The sequence below is a fragment of the Streptomyces sp. SID5464 genome (assembly GCF_009862985.1).
Lineage (GTDB): Bacteria > Actinomycetota > Actinomycetes > Streptomycetales > Streptomycetaceae > Streptomyces > Streptomyces chartreusis_D.
Genome location: NZ_WWIQ01000074.1, coordinates 1 through 21,043 on the forward strand (window position 1 = coordinate 1; position 21,043 = coordinate 21,043).

Here is a 21,043-nt window from a genome sequence, read left to right on the forward strand (position 1 = left end):
GGCCCACCCGAAGCCGAAGCAGCCGACTCACCAGGCGCGGCCTGGCTCGCCGAGCCCTCACCCGCCGTGCGGGTTCGCCGTACCGGGCGTTCGCGTTCGGCTGCGGGGCGGGCCGGGCCTCGGGTCGGGCGGTCGCCTGCGGCGCGGGCGCCGCGGGCCGGAGCCAGGGGGAGTTGGCCCTTCAGGGGGCCCCATTCGTTCGGGTCGGGGACGCCGGGGGGAAGCATCTGGCGGCGCTTGGGGCCGCCGTGTTCGGACTCGCCGGGTTCCTTCGCGCCGGGCCAGGCCTTGGCGACGCGTGCGGCCAGGACGAAGTCCTTGCGCAGGGGGTGGCCTTCGAAGTTCTCGGGCAGGAGCAGGTGGTCCAGTGCCGGGTGGCCTTCGAAGGTGACGCCGAACATCTCGTGGGTCTCGCGTTCGTGCCAGGCGGCGCCCGCGTAGACACCGACGGCCGAGGGCAGGGTGGGGGCCTCGTGCGGAACCGTCGTACGCAGGAGGAGACGTCGGAGCGGGGACAGCGCCGCGACGTGGGCCGTGACGCGCAAGCCCGTGCCCGGTTCGTCGACCGCGCTCAGCCAGTCGAAGTACGTGCAGGTCAGGCGGTCGCGTGCGGTCTCCAGGGCGGAGATCCAGGTCGTCGGCGGTACGTCGACGGTCAGGACCTCGTACGACTCCTCGGCCGTGGCGTCCGGGCCGAAGAGTTCCTCGACGTCGGCGGGGAGCCAGCCGACCGCGGTCATCGCCCCTCCCCCGGCGTCGGGTCCGAGCCCGGGGCGGGGGCCGGCGGCTGCACCAGACCGCTCTGCAGCGCCGCCGCCGAAGGACGGGCGGCGCCGCTTCCGTACCGCTCCCCCAGCGACTCGCGGGCGATCTTCTCCTGGAGCTTCAGGATGCCCTGGAGCAGCGCCTCGGGCCGGGGTGGGCAGCCGGGGACGTAGACGTCGACGGGGATGATCTGGTCGACGCCCTTGGTGACGGAGTACGAGTCCCAGTAGGGGCCGCCGCAGTTGCTGCACGCGCCGAAGGAGATGACGTACTTGGGTTCCGGCATCTGCTCGTAGAGGCGCTTCACCGCCGGCGCCATCTTGTCCGTGACCGTGCCGGACACCACCATCAGGTCGGCCTGGCGCGGGCCCGGCGCGAAGGGGATGACGCCGAGCCGGATGAAGTCGTGGCGGGCCATCGACGCGGCGATGAACTCGATCGCGCAGCAGGCGAGGCCGAAGTTGAAGACCCAGAGCGAGTAGCGGCGGCCCCAGTTGAGGATCACCTTCATCGGCTCGGGTGCGAGGCGTGCGAGGGCGCCGAGCCGCTTCGGCTCGGGAAGCAGCACGGGCTCGGTGCCGGCGGGGGTCACGTCCATGCCAGGACGCCCTTCTTGTATGCGTAGAGCAGGCCCACGGCCAGGAAGCCGAGGAAGATGAACATCTCCACCAGGGTCGTCGCGCCGTAGCCGGGGGCTGCGAAGACGGTCGCCCAGGGGAACAGGAAGATCGAGTCGACGGCGAAGATCACGTACAGGAAGGCGTAGACGTAGTAGCGGACCTGGGTGTGGGCCCAGCCCTCGCCGACGGGGTCGACGCCGCACTCGTACGTCAGGAGCTTCTCGGGTGTGGGGACCACGGGCCGCAGCAGACGGCCGGCCCCGAAGGCGACGGCGACGAACAGCACACCGACGACGGCGAGCAGCCCGACGACCGAATAGGACTGGAAGTAGTCCGCCGCGACGACGGTCGTGGTGACGACGGTCGGTTCCGGCACGTCCGTCCCTCGCTCCCTGAAACTCGGACTGGGTCCTTGCGACGATTCCGCGGCTCCGAGGACCGGCCGGGAACCACGGACGCCGCCGTTCGACGATCTGTACGCACGGGAGTCTAGGCCCTGATAAAGGCAGGGTAAGCAGCCCGTCACGCCCTGGCATGCGGGGGTGGGGTTTTCCTCAGTCGATCCTGGCGGTCTGCCTCATGGCGCGGGTGCCCGCCGCCGGGCACGCTAACGCATATGACCGAACGCATCCCGTCCTCCGACCCGAGCGGGGCCACGACGGTGGCAGGACCGGACGACCGCCCGCCGCCGCCCCGTCTCGCCTATGACCGGCACACCTGGAAGGAGATCGCGCATCTCCTGGCGAACCTTCCGGTCGCGCTGCTCGGATTCACCTATGTCGTGACGGTGCTGTTCACCGGCTTCGGTCTGACGATCACGGTGATCGGGTTCCCGCTGCTGGCGGCCGGGCTCAGCGGCGCGCGGCTGCTGGGCCGGATGGAGCGGGCGAGGGCCAGGGCGCTGCTCGGGGTGCGGGTGGACGAGCCGAGCAGGCTGCCGCTGCGCGGCTCGGGCGGCTTCCTCCACAAGCTGTGGATGTCGCTGAAGGACCCGGTGGGCTGGCGCACGGTGCTGTACGAGTTCATACGGCTGCCGTGGGGCGTCCTCACCTTCGCCACCACGCTGACCTCGCTGTTCGTGCTGTGGCCGGTGCTGCCGTTCATCGCGCGGGGCCTGACCAACGCCGACCGGGCCATGGTGCGCGGGCTGCTGTCGCCCTCCGACGAGCTGGAGCGGCGCATCGCCGAGCTGGAGTCGGACCGGGGGGTCGTGGTCGACACGGCCGCCGCGGACCTGCGGCGCATCGAGCGGGATCTGCACGACGGGGCGCAGGCCCGGCTGGTCAACCTGGCCATGGGGCTGGGCCTGGCGAAGGAGAAGGTGCTGGAGGACCCCGACGCGGCGGCGGCGATGGTCGAGGAGGCGCACGGCGAGGTGAAGCTGGCGCTCCAGGAGCTGCGGGACCTCGCGCGCGGCATCCACCCGGCGGTCCTGACCGACCGCGGTCTGGACGCGGCCCTGTCCGCGGTCTCCGCGCGCTGCACGGTCCCGGTCAAGGTGACGGTCGAACTGCCGGCGCGGCCGGCCGCGGCCATCGAGGGCATCGCCTACTTCACCGTCTCGGAGCTGCTCCAGAACGTCAGCAAGCACAGCGCGGCGAAGTCGGCGTCGGTGGATGTGTGGCGGACGAACGACCGGCTGCTCATACAGGTGTGGGACGACGGCCGCGGGGGCGCGAGTCTCGACGGCGGTACGGGGATGAGGGGTCTGGCCGAGCGGCTGGACGCCGTCGACGGGCTGTTCGTCCTGGAGTCCCCCGAGGGCGGCCCGACGACGGTCACGGCGGAACTGCCCTGGCGCGACCGCACGGACGACTCCGGCACGCGCGCCCCCTAGTGGGTGTCCGGAGGTAGGGAAAACCCCCCGTCCAAGACGCCGACGGACTCCATGGTCCGCCGACCTGCGGCGGAGCAGGGTGGTGGTACGGGAAGACAGCCGCAGGACGAGGGAGAAGGACGACACCGATGGCCACGGAGTACGGACAGGGGTACGGGCTCGACGGCAGGCCGGGGTTCCCCGGGAGCACCGAGCGGCGGCACCGGCTGCCCGCCGCGCTGCGGGCTCCGGTCGAGGGCCGCACCTGGCGTGAGCTCGGATATGTGCTGCTCAGCCTGCCGATCAGCATCCTGCTGTTCACCTACGCGGTCACGATGGTGTCGCTGGGGGCGGGACTGCTGGTGACGTTCCTCGGCATTCCGGTGCTGGCGGCGGCGCTCGCCGGGTGCCGTGGCCTCGGGTCGCTGGAGCGGCTGCGGGCGCGGGCGCTGCTGGACCTGGAGGTGGCCGGCCCGGAGCCGCTGCGGATGAAGAAGCCGGGCGCCATGGCGTGGGTGGGGGCCGTCCTCAAGAGCGGCGCCTCGTGGCGGGCCCTGCTGTACGCGGTGCTGCATCTGCCGTGGGCGGTGTTCTCGTTCGTCGTCGCCGTGAACCTCTGGGTGCTGGGCTGGGCCCTGCTGACGTACCCGCTGTGGTTCTGGGTGTTCCCGATGTACGCGGGGCAGGACGGGATCCAGCTGTACGGCGACGAGACGCACCGGGTCTACCTCGACAACCCCTTCGAGATCACGGTGACCGCGCTGGTGGGTCTGCTGCTGACGATCGCCACGCCGTGGATCGTGCGGGCCCTGACGATGGTGGACCGGCTGCTGGTGCACGGGCTGCTCGGGCCGTCGCGGCTGGCCTCGCGGGTGGTGGAACTGGAGTCGGACCGGGGGGTCGTGGTCGACACGGCCGCCGCGGACCTGCGGCGCATCGAGCGGGATCTGCACGACGGGGCGCAGGCCCGGCTGGTCAGCCTGGCCATGGATCTGGGGCTGGCGAAGGAGAAGCTCCAGGAGGATCCGGAGGCGGCCGCGCGGATGGTCGACGAGGCGCACGGTGAGGTGAAGACGGCACTTCAGGAGCTGCGGGACCTGGCCCGGGGCATCCATCCGGCGGTCCTGACCGACCGCGGTCTGGACGCGGCCCTGTCCGCGGTCGCTTCGCGCTGCACGGTGCCGGTGCAGGTCGAGGTCGATCTGGCGGAGCGGCCGGCGCCGGCGATCGAGGGGATCGCGTACTTCACGGTGTCGGAGCTGCTCCAGAACGTCAGCAAGCACGCACGGGCGACCTGGGCCGGCGTGGAGGTGTGGCGGACGGAGAACCGGCTGATGCTCCAGGTCGTGGACAACGGCGTGGGCGGGGCCGACGTGGCCCAGGGGTCGGGGCTGGCGGGGCTGGCGGAGCGGCTCGACGCGGTCGACGGGATCCTGGTGGTGGACTCGCCGGCGGGCGGGCCGACCCGGGTGACCGCGGAGTTGCCGTGGCGGGGCGCGCACGTGAGGTGACCTTCGCCTTCCCCCCTCCCGAATCGGTCGGATCGGCCGGGCAACCAGCCGGTCCACCCCCATCCAGCGCTCGTTCCTGAAATGCTGGAGCGGTCGCACGGGTGGGCGCGGAGCCGTTGTGGGCTGCGGACGGGCGGCGTCGGGCTCTGGGGGGCCGAACATCGTGGAGGACAGGGTGCGGGTGGTCATCGCCGAGGATTCAGTGCTGCTCAGGGAGGGCCTGACCCGGCTGCTGACCGACCGGGGGCACGAGGTGGTCGCCGGGGTCGGTGACGGCGCGGCGCTGATCAAGACCATCACGGAGCTGGACGCCCAGGGAGAGCTGCCGGACGTCGTGGTCGCCGATGTGCGGATGCCGCCGACGCACACCGACGAGGGGGTGCGGGCCGCGGTGCAGTTGCGCAAGGCGAACCCGGGGCTCGGCGTGCTGGTGCTGTCGCAGTACGTGGAGGAGCGCTACGCGACGGAGTTGCTCGCGGGGTCCAGCCGGGGCGTCGGCTATCTGCTGAAGGACCGGGTGGCCGAGGTGCGTGAGTTCGTGGACGCGGTGGTGCGGGTGGCCGAGGGCGGTACGGCCCTCGACCCGGAGGTCGTCGCGCAGTTGCTGGGCCGCAGCCGTAAGCAGGACGTGCTCGCGGGGCTGACCCCGCGGGAGCGGGAGGTACTGGGGCTGATGGCCGAGGGGCGGACGAACTCGGCGATCGCCCGGCAGCTGGTGGTCAGTGACGGAGCGGTGGAGAAGCACGTCAGCAACATCTTCCTGAAGCTGGGGCTCTCCCCGAGCGAGGGGGATCACCGCCGCGTGCTGGCCGTGCTGACGTATCTGAATTCCTGACCGGACGGCCAGTTCCCGACCGAACCACGAGGCGGGTGCGGAGCGTCTTGGAGGACAGCACCAGAGATCGGACGGCAGTGCAACCCGGGGCGCGCGAACGTCTCAAAGTCGTGTCCAACATGCGAATGACCCGAAGAAGGCGACCCTTGCGGTCGTAGTGTTGATCCTGGGAAGGCCTGCGGGAAGGCCTTCCCGGACAGCCGCCTCGAGGGAGGTCCAGTTCAGTGACCAGCCAGGTCAGTAGCCCAGCGGAGCAGGCCGACGAAACTGTCGTAGGAGAGCAGCGCAAAGCGGCGGGCACGAAGGACGTTCGTCGCCTCGACCGAGTGATCATCAGGTTCGCGGGGGACTCGGGTGACGGTATGCAGCTCACCGGTGACCGTTTCACCTCGGAGACCGCGTCGTTCGGCAACGACCTGTCGACGCTGCCGAACTTCCCGGCCGAGATCAGGGCGCCCGCCGGGACCCTGCCGGGTGTGTCGTCCTTCCAGCTGCACTTCGCCGATCACGACATCCTCACGCCCGGTGACGCGCCGAACGTGCTGGTGGCGATGAACCCGGCCGCGCTGAAGGCGAACATCGGCGACCTGCCGCGCGGTGCCGAGGTGATCGTCAACACGGACGAGTTCACCAAGCGGGCGATGCAGAAGGTCGGCTACGAGACCAGTCCGCTGGAGGACGGGTCGCTGGACGGCTATCAGATCCACCCGGTGCCGCTGACCACGCTCACCGTGGAGGCGCTGAAGGAGTTCGACCTCACCCGCAAGGAGGCCGAGCGCAGCAAGAACATGTTCGCGCTGGGCCTGCTGAGCTGGATGTACCACCGGCCCACCGAGGGCACGGAGAGATTCCTCAAGTCGAAGTTCGCGAAGAAGCCCGACATCGCGGCGGCCAACATCGCCGCCTTCCGGGCCGGCTGGAACTTCGGCGAGACGACCGAGGACTTCGCCGTCTCCTACGAGGTCGCCCCGGCGGCCACGGCGTTCCCGCCGGGTGTCTACCGCAACATCTCGGGCAACCTGGCCCTGTCGTACGGCCTGATCGCCGCCTCGCAGCAGGCCGATCTGCCGCTGTACCTGGGGTCGTACCCGATCACCCCGGCGTCGGACATCCTGCACGAGCTGAGCAAGCACAAGAACTTCGGGGTGCGGACCTTCCAGGCCGAGGACGAGATCGCCGGTATCGGGGCGGCGCTGGGCGCGGCCTTCGGCGGTTCCCTTGCCGTGACCACGACGAGCGGCCCCGGTGTGGCGCTGAAGTCGGAGACGATCGGTCTCGCTGTCTCGCTGGAGCTGCCGCTGCTGATCGTGGACATCCAGCGCGGTGGCCCGTCGACCGGTCTGCCCACCAAGACCGAGCAGGCCGACCTGCTCCAGGCGATGTTCGGGCGCAACGGCGAGGCGCCGGTCCCGGTGGTCGCGCCCCGCACGCCGGCGGACTGCTTCGACGCCGCACTGGAGGCCGCGCGGATCGCGCTGACGTACCGGACGCCGGTGTTCCTCCTCTCCGACGGTTACCTGGCCAACGGCTCCGAGCCGTGGCGCGTCCCGGACCTGGAGGAGCTGCCGGACCTGCGGGTGCAGTTCGCGCAGGGCCCGAACCACACGCTCGACGACGGCACCGAGGTGTTCTGGCCGTACAAGCGCGACCCGCAGACCCTGGCCCGGCCATGGGCGATCCCGGGCACGCCGGGGCTGGAGCACCGGATCGGCGGCATCGAGAAGGAGGACGGCTCGGGCAACATCTCCTACGCCCCGGCCAACCACGACTTCATGGTGCGCACCCGGCAGGCGAAGGTGGACGGCATCGAGGTCCCGGACCTCGTCGTGGACGATCCGCACGAGGCCAGGACCCTCGTCCTCGGCTGGGGCTCGACGTACGGGCCGATCACGGCCGCGGTACGGCGGCTGCGCCGGGCCGGGGAGTCCATCGCGCAGGCGCATCTGCGCCACCTCAACCCCTTCCCGAAGAACCTCGGCACGGTCCTCGAGCGTTACGACAAGGTGGTGATCCCCGAGATGAACCTCGGGCAGCTCGCCACGCTCATCCGGGCGAAGTACCTGGTGGACGCCCACTCGTACAACCAGGTCAACGGTATGCCGTTCAAGGCGGAGCAGCTCGCCTCGGCTCTGAAGGAGGCCATCGATGGCTGAGACGTCCACACAAGGCACGGGCACCATCGAGGCGCTTTCCCTCGTCCCCAAGGCCGAGGGCAGGCAGTCGATGAAGGACTTCAAGTCCGATCAGGAAGTGCGCTGGTGCCCTGGCTGCGGCGACTACGCCATCCTCGCCGCGGTGCAGGGCTTCATGCCCGAGCTGGGGCTGGCGAAGGAGAACATCGTCTTCGTCTCGGGCATCGGCTGTTCCTCCCGCTTCCCGTACTACATGAACACGTACGGGATGCACTCCATCCACGGCCGCGCACCGGCCATCGCCACGGGTCTGGCCAGCTCCCGCCGCGACCTGTCGGTGTGGGTCGTCACGGGTGACGGTGACGCGCTGTCCATCGGCGGCAACCACCTGATCCACGCCCTGCGCCGCAACGTCAACCTCAAGATCCTGCTGTTCAACAACCGGATCTACGGTCTGACCAAGGGCCAGTACTCGCCGACCTCCGAGGTCGGGAAGATCACCAAGTCGACGCCGATGGGCTCGCTGGACGCGCCCTTCAACCCGGTGTCGCTGGCGATCGGCGCGGAGGCGTCGTTCGTGGCGCGGACCGTCGACTCCGACCGCAAGCACCTGACGGAGGTGCTGCGCCAGGCCTCCGCCCACCAGGGCACGGCCCTGATCGAGATCTACCAGAACTGCAACATCTTCAACGACGGTGCCTTCGACGCCCTCAAGGACAAGCGGCAGGCCGAGGAGGCCGTGATCCGGCTGGAGCACGGCAAGCCGATCCGCTTCGGCAGCGACCTGGCCAAGGGTGTCGTCCGGGACCGGGCGACCGGTGATCTGAAGGTGGTGGCGGTGACGCCGGAGAACGAGGACCAGGTGCTCGTCCACGACGCGCACGCCGAGTCCCCGACCACGGCGTTCGCGCTGTCCCGCCTGGCCGACCCGGACACCCTGCACCACACGCCGATCGGTGTCCTGCGCTCCGTCGACCGGCCCGTCTACGACACGCAGATGGCCGACCAGTTGGACAGCGCGATCGAGCAGCACGGCAAGGGCGACCTGGCGGCGCTGCTGGCGGGCGGCGACACCTGGACGGTCGTCGGCTGAGCATGCCCCTCGCAGAGCGAGGCCCGGGACCGTCTCAGGACGCGGCCCGGGCCTCGTCGTATGCCCGGCGGGCCTTCTCCACGTCGTCCATGCGCCGGTGCGTCCACTGGGAGAGGGCCCGCACCTGCTCGGCGGCCTCGCGACCCAGATCCGTGAGGGAGTAGTCGACGCGGGGCGGGATCACGGGCTTGGCGTCGCGGTGGACGAGGCCGTCGCGCTCCAGGGTCTGGAGCGTCTGCGTGAGCATCTTCTCGCTGACGCCCCGGCCCCCGTAACGGCTGATCGCCCGGCGCAGCTCGCTGAACCGGTGCGGGCGGTCCAGAAGCTCGATCAGTACGAGCACGCCCCAGCGGCTGGTGACGTGCTCCAGCACCAGCCGGTACGGACACAGGACCTCGGCCTCGCTGTTGATTACTGCCATGCCAGTACCTTACTTCAAAGTGGGTACTTTCCAACAGTTAGCGCCTCTCGTAGGGTTAGTGCCATCGCACCCCACAAGGAGAGTCGCCCTCATGAGCATCATCGTCACCGGAGCCACCGGAAACCTCGGCCGTCACGTCGTGGAGCAGCTGCTGGAGAAGGTCCCCGCCGAGCAGATCACCGCGGTCGTCCGCAACGCGGAGAAGGCCGCCGACCTCGCGGAGCGCGGTGTGCGGATCGCGCTGGCCGACTACAACGCCCCGGCGTCCTTCGACGGGCTCTTCTCCGCCGGTGACAAGGTGCTGCTGGTCTCCGGCAACGAGTTCGACAAGGGTCGTGTGCAGCAGCACAAGGTCGTCATCGACGCCGCCAAGGCGGCCGGTGTGGCCCTGCTCGCCTACACCAGCGCCCCGGGCACGCTGACCGCCGCGCTCGCCGACGACCACCGCGGCACCGAGGAACTGCTGCTGGACTCCGGCGTTCCCTACACCCTGCTGCGCAACGGCTGGTACCACGAGAACTACACCGAGAACCTCGCCCCGGTGCTGGAGCACAACGCGGTCGTGGCCGCCGCCGGCGAGGGCAAGGTCTCCTCCGCCTCGCGCGCCGACTACGCCGCTGCGGCCGTCGCCGTGCTGACCGGCGAGGGGCACGAGAACAAGACGTACGAGCTGGGCGGCGACACCCCGTGGAGCTTCGCCGAGTACGCGGCCGAGCTGAGCCGCCAGACCGGCAGGGAGATCACCTACAACGCGGTGTCGACCGAGGTGCTCACCGGAATCCTGACCGGCGCCGGCCTGCCCGAGCCGCTGGCGCGGACGCTCGCGGGCGTGGACGCCTCCATCGAGAAGGGCGAGCTGGTCGTCTCCACCGGCGACCTGTCCCGGCTGACGGGCCGCCCGACCACCCCGCTCTCCGAAGCCATCGCCGCGGCGCTCAAGGGCTGATCTCCCCCGGCGGGCCCCTGAGACGCCACCGCCCCCGGCTGTCATGACCGTATGCCGATACGGACATGACAGCCGGGGGCGCCCGGCGTTACCGTCGTGGACGCGGAACACCACGTACGGAGGAGGGACCCGTGAGCGGCAAGCCGAGGGGTGAGCGGCACATAGGACTGCTGAACGGCTTCGCGGCCTACGGGATGTGGGGGCTCGTCCCCCTCTTCTGGCCCCTGCTGAAGCCCGCGGGGGCGGTGGAGATCCTGGCCCACCGGATGGTGTGGTCGCTGGTCTTCGTGGGCGCCGCCCTGCTCGTGCTGCGCCGCTGGGCCTGGGCCGGTGAGCTGCTGCGGCAGCCGCGCAGGCTGGGCCTCGTCACGGTCGCCGCGACGGTCATCACCCTCAACTGGGGCCTGTACATCTGGGCCGTGAACTCCGGCCACGTCGTCGAGGCCTCGCTCGGGTACTTCATCAACCCGCTGGTCACCATCGCGATGGGTGTGCTGCTGCTGAAGGAGCGGCTGCGGCCGGTGCAGTGGCTGGCGGTCGGGACCGGCGTCGCGGCGGTCGTCGTACTGACCGTCGGGTTCGGCCGGCCCCCGTGGATCTCCCTCGGCCTCGCCTTCTCCTTCGCCACGTACGGGCTGGTGAAGAAGAAGCTGAACCTCGGCGGCGTGGAGTCGCTGGCCGCCGAGACCGTGGTCCAGTTCCTGCCCGCGCTCGGCTTCCTGGTGTGGCTGACCGCGCGGGGCGACTCCACCTTCACCACCGAGGGCGCGGGGCACGCGGTGCTGCTCGCCTCGGCCGGGATCGTCACTGCGCTGCCCCTGGTCTGCTTCGGCGCCGCCGCCATCCGCGTGCCCCTGTCCACGATCGGCCTGTTGCAGTACCTGACGCCGGTCTTCCAGTTCCTGCTCGGCGTCTTCTACTTCCACGAGGCGATGCCGCCGGAGCGCTGGGCCGGGTTCGCGCTGGTGTGGCTGGCGCTGACGCTGCTCACCTGGGACGCCCTGCGCACCGCCCGCCGGGCCTCCCGCACGCTGACCAGCGAGATCAACGTGCCCAGCACCACCAGGACCACCGGCACGGTGAGCGCCGCCCGGAACGCCGACAGCGTGGCCTCGGAGCCGGACCCGGTGGACGCCAAGCCGTAGACCGCGGTCACCGCCGAGATGCCGATGGCGGAGCCGAACTGCGTGGCGGTGGTCAGCAGACCGCCGGCCAGGCCCTGCTCCGACCCGGTCACCCCGTCCGTCGCCGCGATCGTCAGCGGTCCGTAGGCCAGGGCGAAGGCGAGGCCCGAGAGGAACAGGGTGGGGAACATCGCGGCGTAGGACCAGTCCATGCCGACCGGCAGGAACAGCGCGTACGCGATCACGGCCAGGACGAAGCCGCCGACGATCACCTGGGCGTTGCCGAAGCGGGCGACCAGTTTCGGGGTGAGCGTCGGGGCGAGGACGGCGTCGACGCCCATGACGATCAGGGCCACCGCCGTCATGAGGGGTGACCAGCCCCGCAGTTCCTGGAGATAGAGCGTGACGACGAACTGGAAGCCGAAGAAGGCCCCGAGGAAGAGCAGCGCTCCGAGGTCGGCGCGCACGACGGGGCCCTGGCGCAGGATGCCGAGGCGGACGAGCGGATCCGGGCAGCGGCGTTCGACCACGACGAAGGCACCGGCCAGGACGAGCGCCGCGAGGCCGGAGACCACGGTGAGCGGCCAGTCGTGCAGCCCGTGCTCGAGGCGTACGACGGTGTAGGCGGCCAGCAGCATGGCGCCGGCGGCGGTGAGCACGCCGGGCAGGTCGAACCCGCGCCGGCGGGCGGGCGGCCCGTCCTGCCGGGGCACCAGGCGTACGGCCGCGGCGAGCAGCGCCGCTGCCAGCAGGACCGGCGCGAAGAACACCCAGCGCCAGCCGAGCTGGGTGAGCAGACCGCCGATGACGAGGCCGAGGGAGAAGCCGGCCGCGCCCGTGCCGGCGAAGACCAGCAGGGCCTTGTTGCGCTGCGGCCCCTCCGCGTACGAGGTCGTGATCAGGGAGAGCGCGGCCGGGGTCATGAACGCGGCGGCGACGCCCGTGACGAATCGGGCGACGACCAGCATCCAGCCCTCGGTCGCGAAGCCGCCGAGCCCCGAGAAGGCGAGGAAGACGGCCAGCCAGAGCAGGAACATCCGCCGCCGCCCGAGCAGATCGGCCGCCCGGCCGCCCAGCAGGGTGAAGCCGGCGTAACCGAGCACGTAGCCGCTCATCACCCAGGCCGCGGTGTCGGTGGCCAGACCGAGGTCGGAGCGGATGGCCGGGATCGCCACCGCCATCATCGCGACATCGATGCCTTCGAGAAAGATCGTCCCGCAGAGGACCAACAGCAGCGCCCAGGCACGGGTGCCCATGAGTCAACACTCCTCTTGTCACCGGTGGTTACGCAAGTGAGGGTCGGTTCCCTCTTGTAACCACGACCACCCTGCGGCAGCATCGACAGACATGGAAGAAGGCACTTCGAAGTCACCGAGTAACTGCGCGAGCACCGTGGACTACGGCGACGCCGATCCCTTCCAGTGGGACACCCGCGAGGACTGCCAGGTCCGGCAGATCCTCGACCGGATCGCCGACAAGTGGTCACTGCTCGTCATCGCGCTGCTGGAGAACCGGCGGCTGCGCTTCACCGAGCTGCGCCGGGAGATCGACGGGGTCAGCCAGCGGATGCTGACGGTGACGCTGCGGTCGCTGGAGCGGGACGGCCTGGTGAAGCGGACGGTGCACCCGGTGGTGCCGCCGCGGGTCGAGTACGAACTGACCTCCCTCGGCCGGACCCTGCACACCACCATCCAGTCGCTGGTGACCTGGACGGAGCGGCACCAGGAGGAGATCGCGGCGGCCCGCAGCGCCTACGACGCCCGTGAGTCGGAGGCGCGGGCCGCGGAGGCTACGGCGTCCTAGGAGCCTGGCGGGACCGGTGCGCCCGGGCCTTCTCGCGGTTGCCGCAGTGCTCCATCGCGCACCAGCGGCGGCGGCCCGGGCGGGAGGTGTCGACGAAGAGCAGGTAGCAGTTGTGGGCCCCGCATTCGCGGACGCGGTGTGCGTAGGGGCCGGTGAACAGGTCGATCGCGTCCCGGGCGACCGTGGAGAGCAGGTGGGCTCCGGTGGCGCCCGGGGCCCAGGCACGGGTGCCGTCCGGCTCGATGCGGGGGACCAGCGGCGGCCCGGCCGCGGCGGCGTTGACGACGTCCAGGTCGGCGGCTTGCAGCGGGCGGCCGTGGGCGCGGTCGGCGGCGAGCGGGAACACGGCGTCGCGCAGGGTGCGCACGCGCTCCAGCTCGTCCTCGGTGACGGTGATGTCCAAGCCGTCCGGGAGACGGCTGCGGGCGATCCAGGCGACCAGGTCGGCGGGCTCGTGCAGCACCTCGTACCGCGCGAACTCCCCCGGGCCGCCCGTCGTCAGCAGCTCCAGGCACAGGGCGCCGGGGTCGAAGCGGAAGACCTTCCCCCCGTACGAAGTCAGCCTCAGTCCCGGCGTTTCCGTTGCGCGCTCATTCACGTAACCAATATAAGTGGTTACATGGCCGACAACACTCCGCACCCCCTCCACTGGAAGATCGTCATCGACTGCGCGAACCCGCAGGCACAGGCCGACTTCTGGGCCGCCGCGCTGCGCTACGAGGTCGAGGACAACAACACGCTCATCGAGAGGCTGCTGGACTCCGGCGCCGTACCGGCCGACGTCACGGTCGAGTTCCACGGCCGGCGCGCCTTCCGGGACCTGGTCGCCGTACGGCATCCCGACGACCCGTACGACAAGGAGAGCGGGACCGGGCTGGGGCGGCGGTTGCTGTTCCAGCGGGTGCCGGAGGCGAAGACGGTCAAGAACCGGCTCCACCTGGACCTGCACCCCGGTCAAGGGACGCGCGAGGACGAGGTGGTACGCCTGGAGAGGCTCGGGGCGAGCGTGCTGCGGCGAGTGGCGGAGCAGGGCACGGCATGGGTCGTGATGGAGGATCCGGAGGGAAACGAGTTCTGCGTGCACTAGTGCGGCGACAACCCAACTGTCTGGCCACTTAAGGCTCTTGACGGATATTCAGCCGGGGCTTCACCATCCAGGCACCCCATTCACTGTGGGCGCCCGTGGACACCCACGGGCTTCCCCATGGAATTCGGAGCCCCCACATGAAGCTCTCCGCATCCGCGCGTGCCGTGGCGGCAGGTGCCGTGGCGACCGCCATGCTCCTGACCGGCGGTGCCGTGGCGGACGCCGCGTCCGCTCCCCCAAGACCGGCCGCCGCGCCCGACATACCCCTGGCGGGCGTCAAGGCCCACCTCTCCCAGCTCCAGTCCATCGCCACCGCCAACGGCGGCAACCGCGCGCACGGCCGCGCCGGCTACAAGGCCTCGATCGACCACATCAAGGCCAAGCTGGACGCGGCCGGGTACACCACCACGGTCCAGCAGTTCACCGCCTCCGGCCGCACCGGCTACAACCTGATCGCCGACTGGCCCGGCGGCGACGCGAACCAGGTCGTGATGGCCGGCTCGCACCTCGACAGCGTCTCCTCCGGGCCCGGCATCAACGACAACGGGTCCGGCTCGGCCGCCGTCCTGGAGACCGCCCTCGCGGTGTCCCGGGCGCAGTACAAGCCCACCAAGCACCTGCGGTTCGCCTGGTGGGGCGCGGAGGAACTCGGCCTGGTCGGCTCCCGCCACTACGTCAGCCGGCTGGCCACCGGGGACCGTTCGAGGATCAGCGCCTACCTGAACTTCGACATGATCGGCTCCCCGAACCCCGGCTACTTCGTCTACGACGACGACCCGGCGATCGAGAAGACCTTCAAGGAGTACTTCAGTGGCCTCGGCGTCCCGACCGAGATCGAGACCGAGGGCGACGGCCGCTCCGACCACGCGCCCTTCAAGAGCGCGGGCGTGCCGGTGGGCGGCCTGTTCACCGGGGCCAGCCGGACGAAGACGGCGGCGCAGGCGGCCAAGTGGGGCGGTACGGCCGGGCGGGCCTTCGACCGCTGCTACCACTCCTCCTGCGACACCACCGCCAACATCGACGACACCGCCCTCGACCGCAACAGCGACGCCGTCGCGTACGCGGTGTGGGAGCTGTCGCAGTAACGGCGCCTACTGGTTGCGGGCCCGTTCGGTCAGCCGGCCCATGCGGGCGCGGGCCGACTCCAGTTGCTCGATCTCCTCGGCGGCGGGGCCGTCCTCGCCGGCGAGTTCGGTCCACAGGCCGATCAGGTCCCGGCCCAGCTCCAGCCCCACCGCGGGGTCGCGCACGGCGCGCCAGGCGGTGGCCGCGCTCTGCACGTTGCCGTAGGCGGCCTCGGCGTCACCCGTGCGGCGGCGGGCGGCGGCCAGGTCGAGGGACAACCGGAAGGCACGGAGCGGATCACCGGACAAGTAGGAGATGTACGCGGTGAGTTCGCGCAGCCGGAGCACCTCGGGGTGCTCCGGCCCGAGCGTCCCCGACGCCTCCACGACGGTCTGGTCCGCCAGCCCGGCCGCCGCGTCGATCCGGCCCTCCTTGACGGCCTCGTTGATCCGCGCGATCGGCTCCGCGAGGAGGGCGGGGGCGGCCGGGTCGCCCGGGGCGCCGAGGGGTTCGTCGCCGAGCACGGCCTCCGCGACGGCGTCGAAGCCGCGGGCGGGGGTCGGCTTGGCGTCGGCTTCGGCCGCGAGCAGCTCCGCTTCGGACATCGGCTCGGGTTCGCGCCTGCGCTGCGGGCCCGGGCCGGTCCCCGGGACGGGGAGCGGCCTGACGTCCATGAGCGGCGGCGGGCCGAACTCTCCGGTCGGGGGCGCGACGGTGCCGGGGGGTGTCGTGGCCGGGCCCGGCCGCGTGTCTTCCGGTTCGGGCCGCGGCGACTCGGTGACGGCTCGCAGCTCGAAGGTCGGTACGGGCTGATCGGCCGGCTGCGGTTCGGGCACCGCCCGCAGCGGGAACGTCGAGGCCGGGCCACGGCCGGGCTCCTGTGCGGGGCGCAGGACGTGCGTGGCCCTGTCGTCCTGCGGGTGCTGCGGCTCCGGCGCGGGCGGCGTCGGTCCGGGCGGCGTCGGTCCGGGCGGCGTCGGTCCGGGCGGTGTCGGTCCGGGCGGTGGAACGGGCGGCTCCGTCACCGCACCCGCCGCAGGCGTTCCCGCGGCGGCGACGGCGTCCTCCGGCGGGGCCGTGCGGACCGGCTCGGCGGTGAAGCGGCTGGAGCCGTCCGGGTCGACCTGGAGGGGCACGACGTAGCCGATGCGCTCGTCGTGGACCGTGGCGAGGACGGGATGGCCGGTGGCCAGGGCGATGTGGTGAAGGCGGTTCAGGACGGCCTGCTGGATCTCCTCGCCGGGGGCCGCGAAGACGGGGACGCCGCCGACCGACGCACCGTCGCAGACACCCCCCGCTCCGGCTCCCGGCGCCGCTCCTGCCGGGTCCGCTCCGGCCCCGGGGACACGGACGTCGATCGGCGCCGCCGGGGTCGCCGCGTGCGCGGCCTGCTTCTGTTCCCGCTTCTTCTCGCGGCTGAGTCGAGCCATCGTCCCCTCATTCGGCGTCGTACACCTAGTGTCGAGTGTGTCCGCTCGCTCCCGTTTCTCACGTCACCGCGGTGTCACAGGCTCGTCCCAAGGATTCCAGGTCCCGGTATGGATCGTTCCGGATGGCATGAGGATCAGGAGCACGAGGGAGGAGAGGGGCATGCAGACAGGCATGCGACAGGGGCCGGAGATCTGGATCCGCGGCCCGGTGACCGGCCAGGGGCCGGGGGCGCCGGGGCCCGCTCACGCCCATGCCGCGGCACGGCGTTTCTCCTGGGTCGGCACACACGGCGGCGCGGGCGTCTCCACCCTCGCCGCGGTCTACGGCGGCCATGACAGCGGCCGCGCCTGGCCCGGGCCGGGCGATCCGCCGTCGGTGCTGCTGGTCGCGCGGACGCACGCGGCCGGGCTGGACTCGGTCGCCGGTGCTGTGGATGTCTTCCGGCGCGGTCAGGCCCCGCCCGGGCTGGACCTCGATGCCGTCGTCCTCGTGGCGGACGCTCCGGGCCGGCTGCCGCGTCCGCTCGCCCAGCGGGTCAAGTCCCTGGAGTCGGTCATCGACGTGTACCGCGTGCCCTGGGTGCCGGCCTGGCGGCTGGGCGAGCCGGGGCATCCGCCGCGCGAGACATCGGCCCTGGTCCGGCTGACGGGAGCGGCGCGCTGACGGCGGTGTCCCTGTCGGCCGGGGAGATCGCGGCGGGCGTGCGGGCCCGGGAGCTGCGCGCGGTCGACGTGATCGGGGCGGCGCTGGAGCGGATCGAGCGGGCCGATCCGGAGCTGTGCGCGTTCGTCGAGGTCTGGCGCGAGGACGCGTTGCGGCGGGCCGGCGAGGTGGACGCGCTGCTCGCCGGGCGTGCCGCAGATGTCCCCCGAAAGAGGGAAGCGCTGCCGCTGGCCGGGGTGCCGATCGCGGTGAAGGGGCGGCACGGGCTGCGTGCGGCGGGGCCGTTGCTCGCGGCCGGTTGTGTCGCCGTGGGCGCGACCTCGGTGCCCGGGCCGGGAACGCCCTGGCGGACCTGGGGGCTCGGCGCGCGCGGCCGGACCGTCAACCCGTGGCGCGCGGACCGTACGCCGGGCGGCTCGTCGGCCGGGGCAGCGGTGGCGGTGGCGGCCGGGCTGGTGCCGCTGGCGACGGGCAGCGACGGGGCCGGGTCGGTGCGGATCCCGGCGGCCTGGTGCGGGGTGACCGGCCTGAAGACCACGGCCGGACGGCTGCCCTCCGCCGACGGTACGGGGCTCGCCGTCCCCGGTGTGCTCGCCCGCTCGGCGTCGGACGCGGCGAGTTGGTGGCACGTGGTGTCGCAGGAGCCGGTGCCGACCGGCACGCCGCTCCCGGTCACCGCCGTCTGGTCGCCCGACCTGGGCTTCGCGGAGCCCGACCCGGAGCCCGTCGCGCTGGCCCGGGCGGCGGTCGAACGGCTCGCGGCGGCCGGTGTCCTACGGCTCGTACGGCCGCGCGTGCCGTTGCGGCTCGCGGACCCCGGGCCCGCCTGGCTCGCCCTGCGCACACCCGGTGCCGATCCGGGCGGAGCCCACCGCGTCCGGGCGGAGAACGACCGGCGGCTGGCCGGACTGTTCGCCGAAGCGGAGCTGCTGCTGACGCCGACCACGCCCACCCCGCCGCACGGGCACGACGGCCCGGGCGACCGCTACTCCACCTCCCTCACCTGGGCGTTCAACCTCAGCGGGCATCCGGCGCTGAGCCTTCCGGCGGGCTTCGGCGCTGACGGCTGCCCGGCCGGGCTGCACCTGGTGGCGCCGCACGGCCGGGAGGCGCTGCTGCTGGCCGTGGCACGGGAGGCGGAGCCGCGCATCGGGGGCTGATGGCGCCCCTGGCGGATTTAGATGCGCACGCATATGATGCAAGCGCGTGTAATTGACCCGCGCCTACCTTCTGGGGGGACACCCATGACCCGTCGCTTCCTCTTCGTCCTGGGCAGTGCCCGTGCCGACGGCAACACCGAGCTGCTGGCCCGCCGGGCAGCCGAGCAACTGCCCCCGGACGTCGAACAGCAGTGGATCGACCTGGCCGAGCATCCGGTGCCCGACTTCGAGGACCTGCGGCACGACAGCGACCACGTCCGCCCGACCGAGGGCAACCTGGCGCTGCTGCTCGACGCCACCCTCGCGGCCACGGACATCGTGATCGCCTCGCCCCTGTACTGGTACTCGGTCTCCGCGCACACCAAGCGCTACCTGGACTACTGGTCCGGCTGGCTGCGCACGCCCGGCCTCGACTTCAAGGCGACCCTGGCGGGACGCACCCTGTGGGGCGTCACCGCGCTCGCGCACACGCAGCCGGAGGTGGCCGACCCGCTGGTCGGGACGCTCAACAACTCGGCCGCGTACATGGGGATGCGGTTCGGCGGAGTGCTGCTCGGCAACGGCAGCAAGCCCGGTGACGTGCTGAACGACACCGAGGCACTGACCCGCGCGAAGACGTTCTTCGCGCAGGAGGCGCCGCCGGCCCGGTTCGTGTACGAGGACTGAGCACCACGAGGCTGGGAGGACCGAGCGGACTGAGCGGACCGAGCGCTACGCGGTGATGTCCTTCGTCGTGAAGCGCGCCCAGGCCGCCGAGCCGAACACCCCCGCGTACAGGGCCTGGAGGCCGAGGTTCTTCGCCAGGTCGTCCCAGTACACGGGCTCGCGCATGAGGTCGGCGAAGGACAGCCAGTAGTGCGAGAAGAAGTACGGCTGGAGGGCGTGCAGTTGCGGGATCTGGTCGAGGATCTGGACCGTGATCAGCAGACCGACGGTGGTCGCCGTCGCCGCGATGCCGCTGCCCGTGAGCGTCGAGACGAACAGTCCGAGCGCCGCGACGCCGATCAGTGACGCGGCGACGACCAGGGCGATCAGCAGGGCTCTGCCCAGGCCTTCGGCGAAACCGATCCGGGTGCCGGAGATGGTCGTCAGGTCGCCGAGCGGGAACAGCAGCGCGCCGACCGTCAGCGCCGAGACGGCCACGACAAGGGTGGCGGCCAGGCAGAAGATGACGACGGTCGCGTACTTGGTGAGCAGCAGACGGGTGCGGCCGGCCGGGGCGACCAGCAGGTAGCGGAGCGTGCCGGCGTTCGCCTCGCCGGCGATCGCGTCGCCCGCGACGACACCGATCGCCATCGGCAGGAAGAACGGGAGGGTGGCGGCCAGCGCGGTGAAGACGAGGAACAGGCCGTTGTTCGTGATCTGCGAGATGAAGGCCGGTCCCCCGCCCCCACCACCGCCGGGCGACGAACCGTCACTCGTCTCCATCTTGACGGCGATGCCGACCAGGACGGGCACGCCCGCCAGCACGGCCAGCAGCGCGAGGGTGCGCCAGCGCCGGAAAGTGGTGGTGAGCTCGCTGCGCAGCAGCCCGAAGGTCCACAGCGGGCTCACCGGCCGTACGGCCCGTGCGGCTTCAGCCTGCGACATCGAAACCCTCCCCGGTCAGCGCCACGAACGCGTCCTCCAGCGAGGCCCGTCGGACCGTGAATCCGCGGACGCGCACACCGGCCGTGACCAGCGCGGCGTTCACCTCGGCGAGGTCGCGGTCCGGTGGTTCGCCGGTCACCCGGTCCGCCGTGACGACGACGTCGCCGACGCCCTGCTCCTTCAGCACCCGGGCCGCCTCGGCCGGATCCGGCGTGGTCACCACCAGCCGACCGCGCGCCCCGGCGGACAGCTCGGCGACCGCGCCCTGCGTGATCAGACGGCCCTGCGTCATCACGGCCGCGTGCGTGCAGACCTGCTCGATCTCGTCGAGCAGGTGGGAGGAGAGGAACACGGTCGTGCCGTCCGAGGCCAGCTCCCGTATCAGGGTGCGGATCTCGCGCATGCCCTGCGGGTCGAGGCCATTGGTCGGCTCGTCGAGCACGAGCAGCCGGCGCGGCTGGAGCAGCGCGGCCGCGAGGCCCAGGCGCTGCTTCATGCCCAGCGAGTACGCCTTGGCCTTCTTGCCCGCGGCGGCCGTCAGGCCCACCCGGTCCAGCGCGGCGGCGACCCGGGCCTTCCGGGTGCGCGGATCGGCGGCCGGGTCGGCGGAGTCGTACCGGACGAGGTTGTCGCGGCCGGAGAGGAAGCCGTACAGGGCCGGCCCCTCGATGAGGGCGCCGACGTGCGGCAGCACGGCGCGGGTGGCCCGGGGCATGGGCTGTCCGAGCACCGTTGCCGTGCCGGAGGTGGGCTCGATGAGGCCCATCAGCATGCGGATGGTGGTGGTCTTGCCGGAGCCGTTGGGGCCGAGGAAGCCGAAGACACTGCCCGCCGGGACGGTCAGGTCGAGGCCGTCGACGGCGAGTTGTCCGCCACGGTAGCGCTTGGTGAGCGCGCGGGTGGCGATGACCGGTTCCCCGGACTCGGCCTGCGCGTCGCTGTGCTCCGGCTCCGCGGCGGACGGTTCGCCCATCGGCTCCC

21 protein-coding genes and 1 pseudogene are annotated in these 21,043 nt (G+C 71.8%); 13 read left to right on the plus strand and 9 right to left on the minus strand.

From position 1 onward, the window contains the following. The 3 genes from GTY47_RS35735 to GTY47_RS35745 all read right to left on the minus strand — a co-directional run. Positions 1–740: NADH-quinone oxidoreductase subunit C (locus GTY47_RS35735; protein ID WP_010041422.1), on the minus strand; the 740-nt coding region annotated here is incomplete at its 3' end. Next, positions 737–1,363, minus strand: a complete 627-nt coding sequence (locus tag GTY47_RS35740) for an NADH-quinone oxidoreductase subunit B (protein WP_010041424.1) — start codon at positions 1,361–1,363, stop codon at positions 737–739. The genes GTY47_RS35740 and GTY47_RS35735, both read right to left, overlap by 4 nt. Continuing rightward, positions 1,354–1,761, minus strand: a complete 408-nt coding sequence (locus GTY47_RS35745; protein ID WP_010041427.1) for an NADH-quinone oxidoreductase subunit A — start codon at positions 1,759–1,761, stop codon at positions 1,354–1,356. The genes GTY47_RS35740 and GTY47_RS35745 overlap by 10 nt, the downstream gene beginning before the upstream one ends. A 240-nt stretch (positions 1,762–2,001) precedes the next feature. Here GTY47_RS35745 and GTY47_RS35750 point away from each other — a divergent pair, with 240 nt between their 5' ends. The 5 genes from GTY47_RS35750 to GTY47_RS35770 all read left to right on the plus strand — a co-directional run bounded on the left by GTY47_RS35750 (position 2,002) and on the right by GTY47_RS35770 (position 8,772). After that, the gene (locus tag GTY47_RS35750) at positions 2,002–3,222 is read left to right on the plus strand and encodes a sensor domain-containing protein (RefSeq protein ID WP_010041429.1); all 1,221 of its coding nucleotides are present in this window, start codon (positions 2,002–2,004) and stop codon (positions 3,220–3,222) included. A gap of 128 nt (positions 3,223–3,350) precedes the next feature. After that, positions 3,351–4,712, plus strand: a complete 1,362-nt coding sequence (locus GTY47_RS35755) for a sensor histidine kinase (RefSeq protein ID WP_010041431.1) — start codon at positions 3,351–3,353, stop codon at positions 4,710–4,712. 175 nt (positions 4,713–4,887) lie between these two features. Next, a complete protein-coding gene (locus tag GTY47_RS35760) occupies positions 4,888–5,547 on the plus strand; it encodes a response regulator transcription factor (protein WP_010041434.1) in 660 nt (219 codons plus the stop codon). Positions 5,548–5,771: 224 nt separating this feature from the next. Further along, the gene (locus tag GTY47_RS35765; RefSeq protein ID WP_029181274.1) at positions 5,772–7,700 is read left to right on the plus strand and encodes a 2-oxoacid:acceptor oxidoreductase subunit alpha; all 1,929 of its coding nucleotides are present in this window, start codon (positions 5,772–5,774) and stop codon (positions 7,698–7,700) included. After that, on the plus strand, positions 7,693–8,772 hold the full coding sequence (locus tag GTY47_RS35770) for a 2-oxoacid:ferredoxin oxidoreductase subunit beta (RefSeq protein ID WP_010041443.1): 1,080 nt from the start codon (positions 7,693–7,695) through the stop codon (positions 8,770–8,772). The genes GTY47_RS35765 and GTY47_RS35770 overlap by 8 nt, the downstream gene beginning before the upstream one ends. Positions 8,773–8,806: 34 nt before the next feature. Here GTY47_RS35770 and GTY47_RS35775 read toward each other — a convergent pair whose 3' ends face one another. Next, positions 8,807–9,193 (minus strand): helix-turn-helix domain-containing protein, encoded by a 387-nt coding sequence (locus tag GTY47_RS35775; protein ID WP_010041444.1) that lies wholly within the window; start codon positions 9,191–9,193, stop codon positions 8,807–8,809. Between the two features lie 91 nt (positions 9,194–9,284). Here GTY47_RS35775 and GTY47_RS35780 point away from each other — a divergent pair, with 91 nt between their 5' ends. Then, complete coding sequence (locus tag GTY47_RS35780) at positions 9,285–10,139, plus strand: SDR family oxidoreductase (RefSeq protein WP_010041446.1); 855 nt, start codon at positions 9,285–9,287, stop codon at positions 10,137–10,139. Between the two features lie 131 nt (positions 10,140–10,270). Further along, the gene (gene rarD / locus GTY47_RS35785) at positions 10,271–11,284 is read left to right on the plus strand and encodes an EamA family transporter RarD (protein WP_029181275.1); all 1,014 of its coding nucleotides are present in this window, start codon (positions 10,271–10,273) and stop codon (positions 11,282–11,284) included. On the opposite strand, the pseudogene GTY47_RS35790 reads toward rarD, so the two are convergent. Then, a pseudogene (locus GTY47_RS35790) lies at positions 11,179–12,519 on the minus strand (MFS transporter); the annotation flags it as partial. The gene rarD and the pseudogene GTY47_RS35790 overlap by 106 nt on opposite strands. Positions 12,520–12,610: 91 nt before the next feature. Between GTY47_RS35790 and GTY47_RS35795 the strand changes: the two are divergent. Next, positions 12,611–13,066 carry a helix-turn-helix domain-containing protein gene (locus tag GTY47_RS35795; RefSeq protein ID WP_029181276.1) on the plus strand — a complete coding sequence of 152 codons (456 nt, stop codon included), beginning with the start codon at positions 12,611–12,613 and terminating at the stop codon, positions 13,064–13,066. Here the strand turns inward: GTY47_RS35795 and GTY47_RS35800 are convergent. Further along, the gene (locus GTY47_RS35800; protein ID WP_010041456.1) at positions 13,053–13,664 is read right to left on the minus strand and encodes a CGNR zinc finger domain-containing protein; all 612 of its coding nucleotides are present in this window, start codon (positions 13,662–13,664) and stop codon (positions 13,053–13,055) included. The genes GTY47_RS35795 and GTY47_RS35800 overlap by 14 nt on opposite strands. A gap of 21 nt (positions 13,665–13,685) precedes the next feature. Between GTY47_RS35800 and GTY47_RS35805 the strand changes: the two genes are divergently transcribed. Both GTY47_RS35805 and GTY47_RS35810 read left to right on the plus strand, forming a co-directional pair. Further along, positions 13,686–14,153 (plus strand): VOC family protein, encoded by a 468-nt coding sequence (locus GTY47_RS35805; protein WP_010041459.1) that lies wholly within the window; start codon positions 13,686–13,688, stop codon positions 14,151–14,153. 137 nt (positions 14,154–14,290) lie between these two features. After that, a complete protein-coding gene (locus GTY47_RS35810; protein ID WP_010041461.1) occupies positions 14,291–15,238 on the plus strand; it encodes a M28 family metallopeptidase in 948 nt (315 codons plus the stop codon). Between the two features lie 6 nt (positions 15,239–15,244). Here the strand turns inward: GTY47_RS35810 and GTY47_RS35815 are convergent, their stop codons facing one another. Further along, positions 15,245–16,648, minus strand: coding sequence for a hypothetical protein (locus GTY47_RS35815; protein WP_010041464.1), 1,404 nt, complete (start codon positions 16,646–16,648; stop codon positions 15,245–15,247). Between the two features lie 160 nt (positions 16,649–16,808). Between GTY47_RS35815 and GTY47_RS35820 the strand changes: the two genes are divergently transcribed. The 3 genes from GTY47_RS35820 to GTY47_RS35830 all read left to right on the plus strand — a co-directional run bounded on the left by GTY47_RS35820 (position 16,809) and on the right by GTY47_RS35830 (position 19,138). Continuing rightward, on the plus strand, positions 16,809–17,312 hold the full coding sequence (locus GTY47_RS35820) for a DUF6668 family protein (protein WP_010041466.1): 504 nt from the start codon (positions 16,809–16,811) through the stop codon (positions 17,310–17,312). 5 nt (positions 17,313–17,317) lie between these two features. Then, positions 17,318–18,472: an amidase gene (locus tag GTY47_RS35825; RefSeq protein WP_010041468.1), complete on the plus strand. Its 1,155-nt coding sequence runs from the start codon at positions 17,318–17,320 to the stop codon at positions 18,470–18,472. An 84-nt stretch (positions 18,473–18,556) separates the two neighbouring features. Beyond that, on the plus strand, positions 18,557–19,138 hold the full coding sequence (locus GTY47_RS35830) for an NAD(P)H-dependent oxidoreductase (protein ID WP_010041469.1): 582 nt from the start codon (positions 18,557–18,559) through the stop codon (positions 19,136–19,138). Positions 19,139–19,183: 45 nt separating this feature from the next. On the opposite strand, the gene GTY47_RS35835 is transcribed toward GTY47_RS35830, so the two are convergent. Together GTY47_RS35835 and GTY47_RS35840 are read right to left on the minus strand one after the other, a co-directional pair. Beyond that, positions 19,184–20,062: an ABC transporter permease gene (locus tag GTY47_RS35835; RefSeq protein ID WP_010041474.1), complete on the minus strand. Its 879-nt coding sequence runs from the start codon at positions 20,060–20,062 to the stop codon at positions 19,184–19,186. Continuing rightward, positions 20,049–21,035 carry an ABC transporter ATP-binding protein gene (locus GTY47_RS35840; protein ID WP_010041475.1) on the minus strand — a complete coding sequence of 329 codons (987 nt, stop codon included), beginning with the start codon at positions 21,033–21,035 and terminating at the stop codon, positions 20,049–20,051. The genes GTY47_RS35835 and GTY47_RS35840 overlap by 14 nt, the downstream gene beginning before the upstream one ends. Positions 21,036–21,043: the final 8 nt, after the last annotated feature.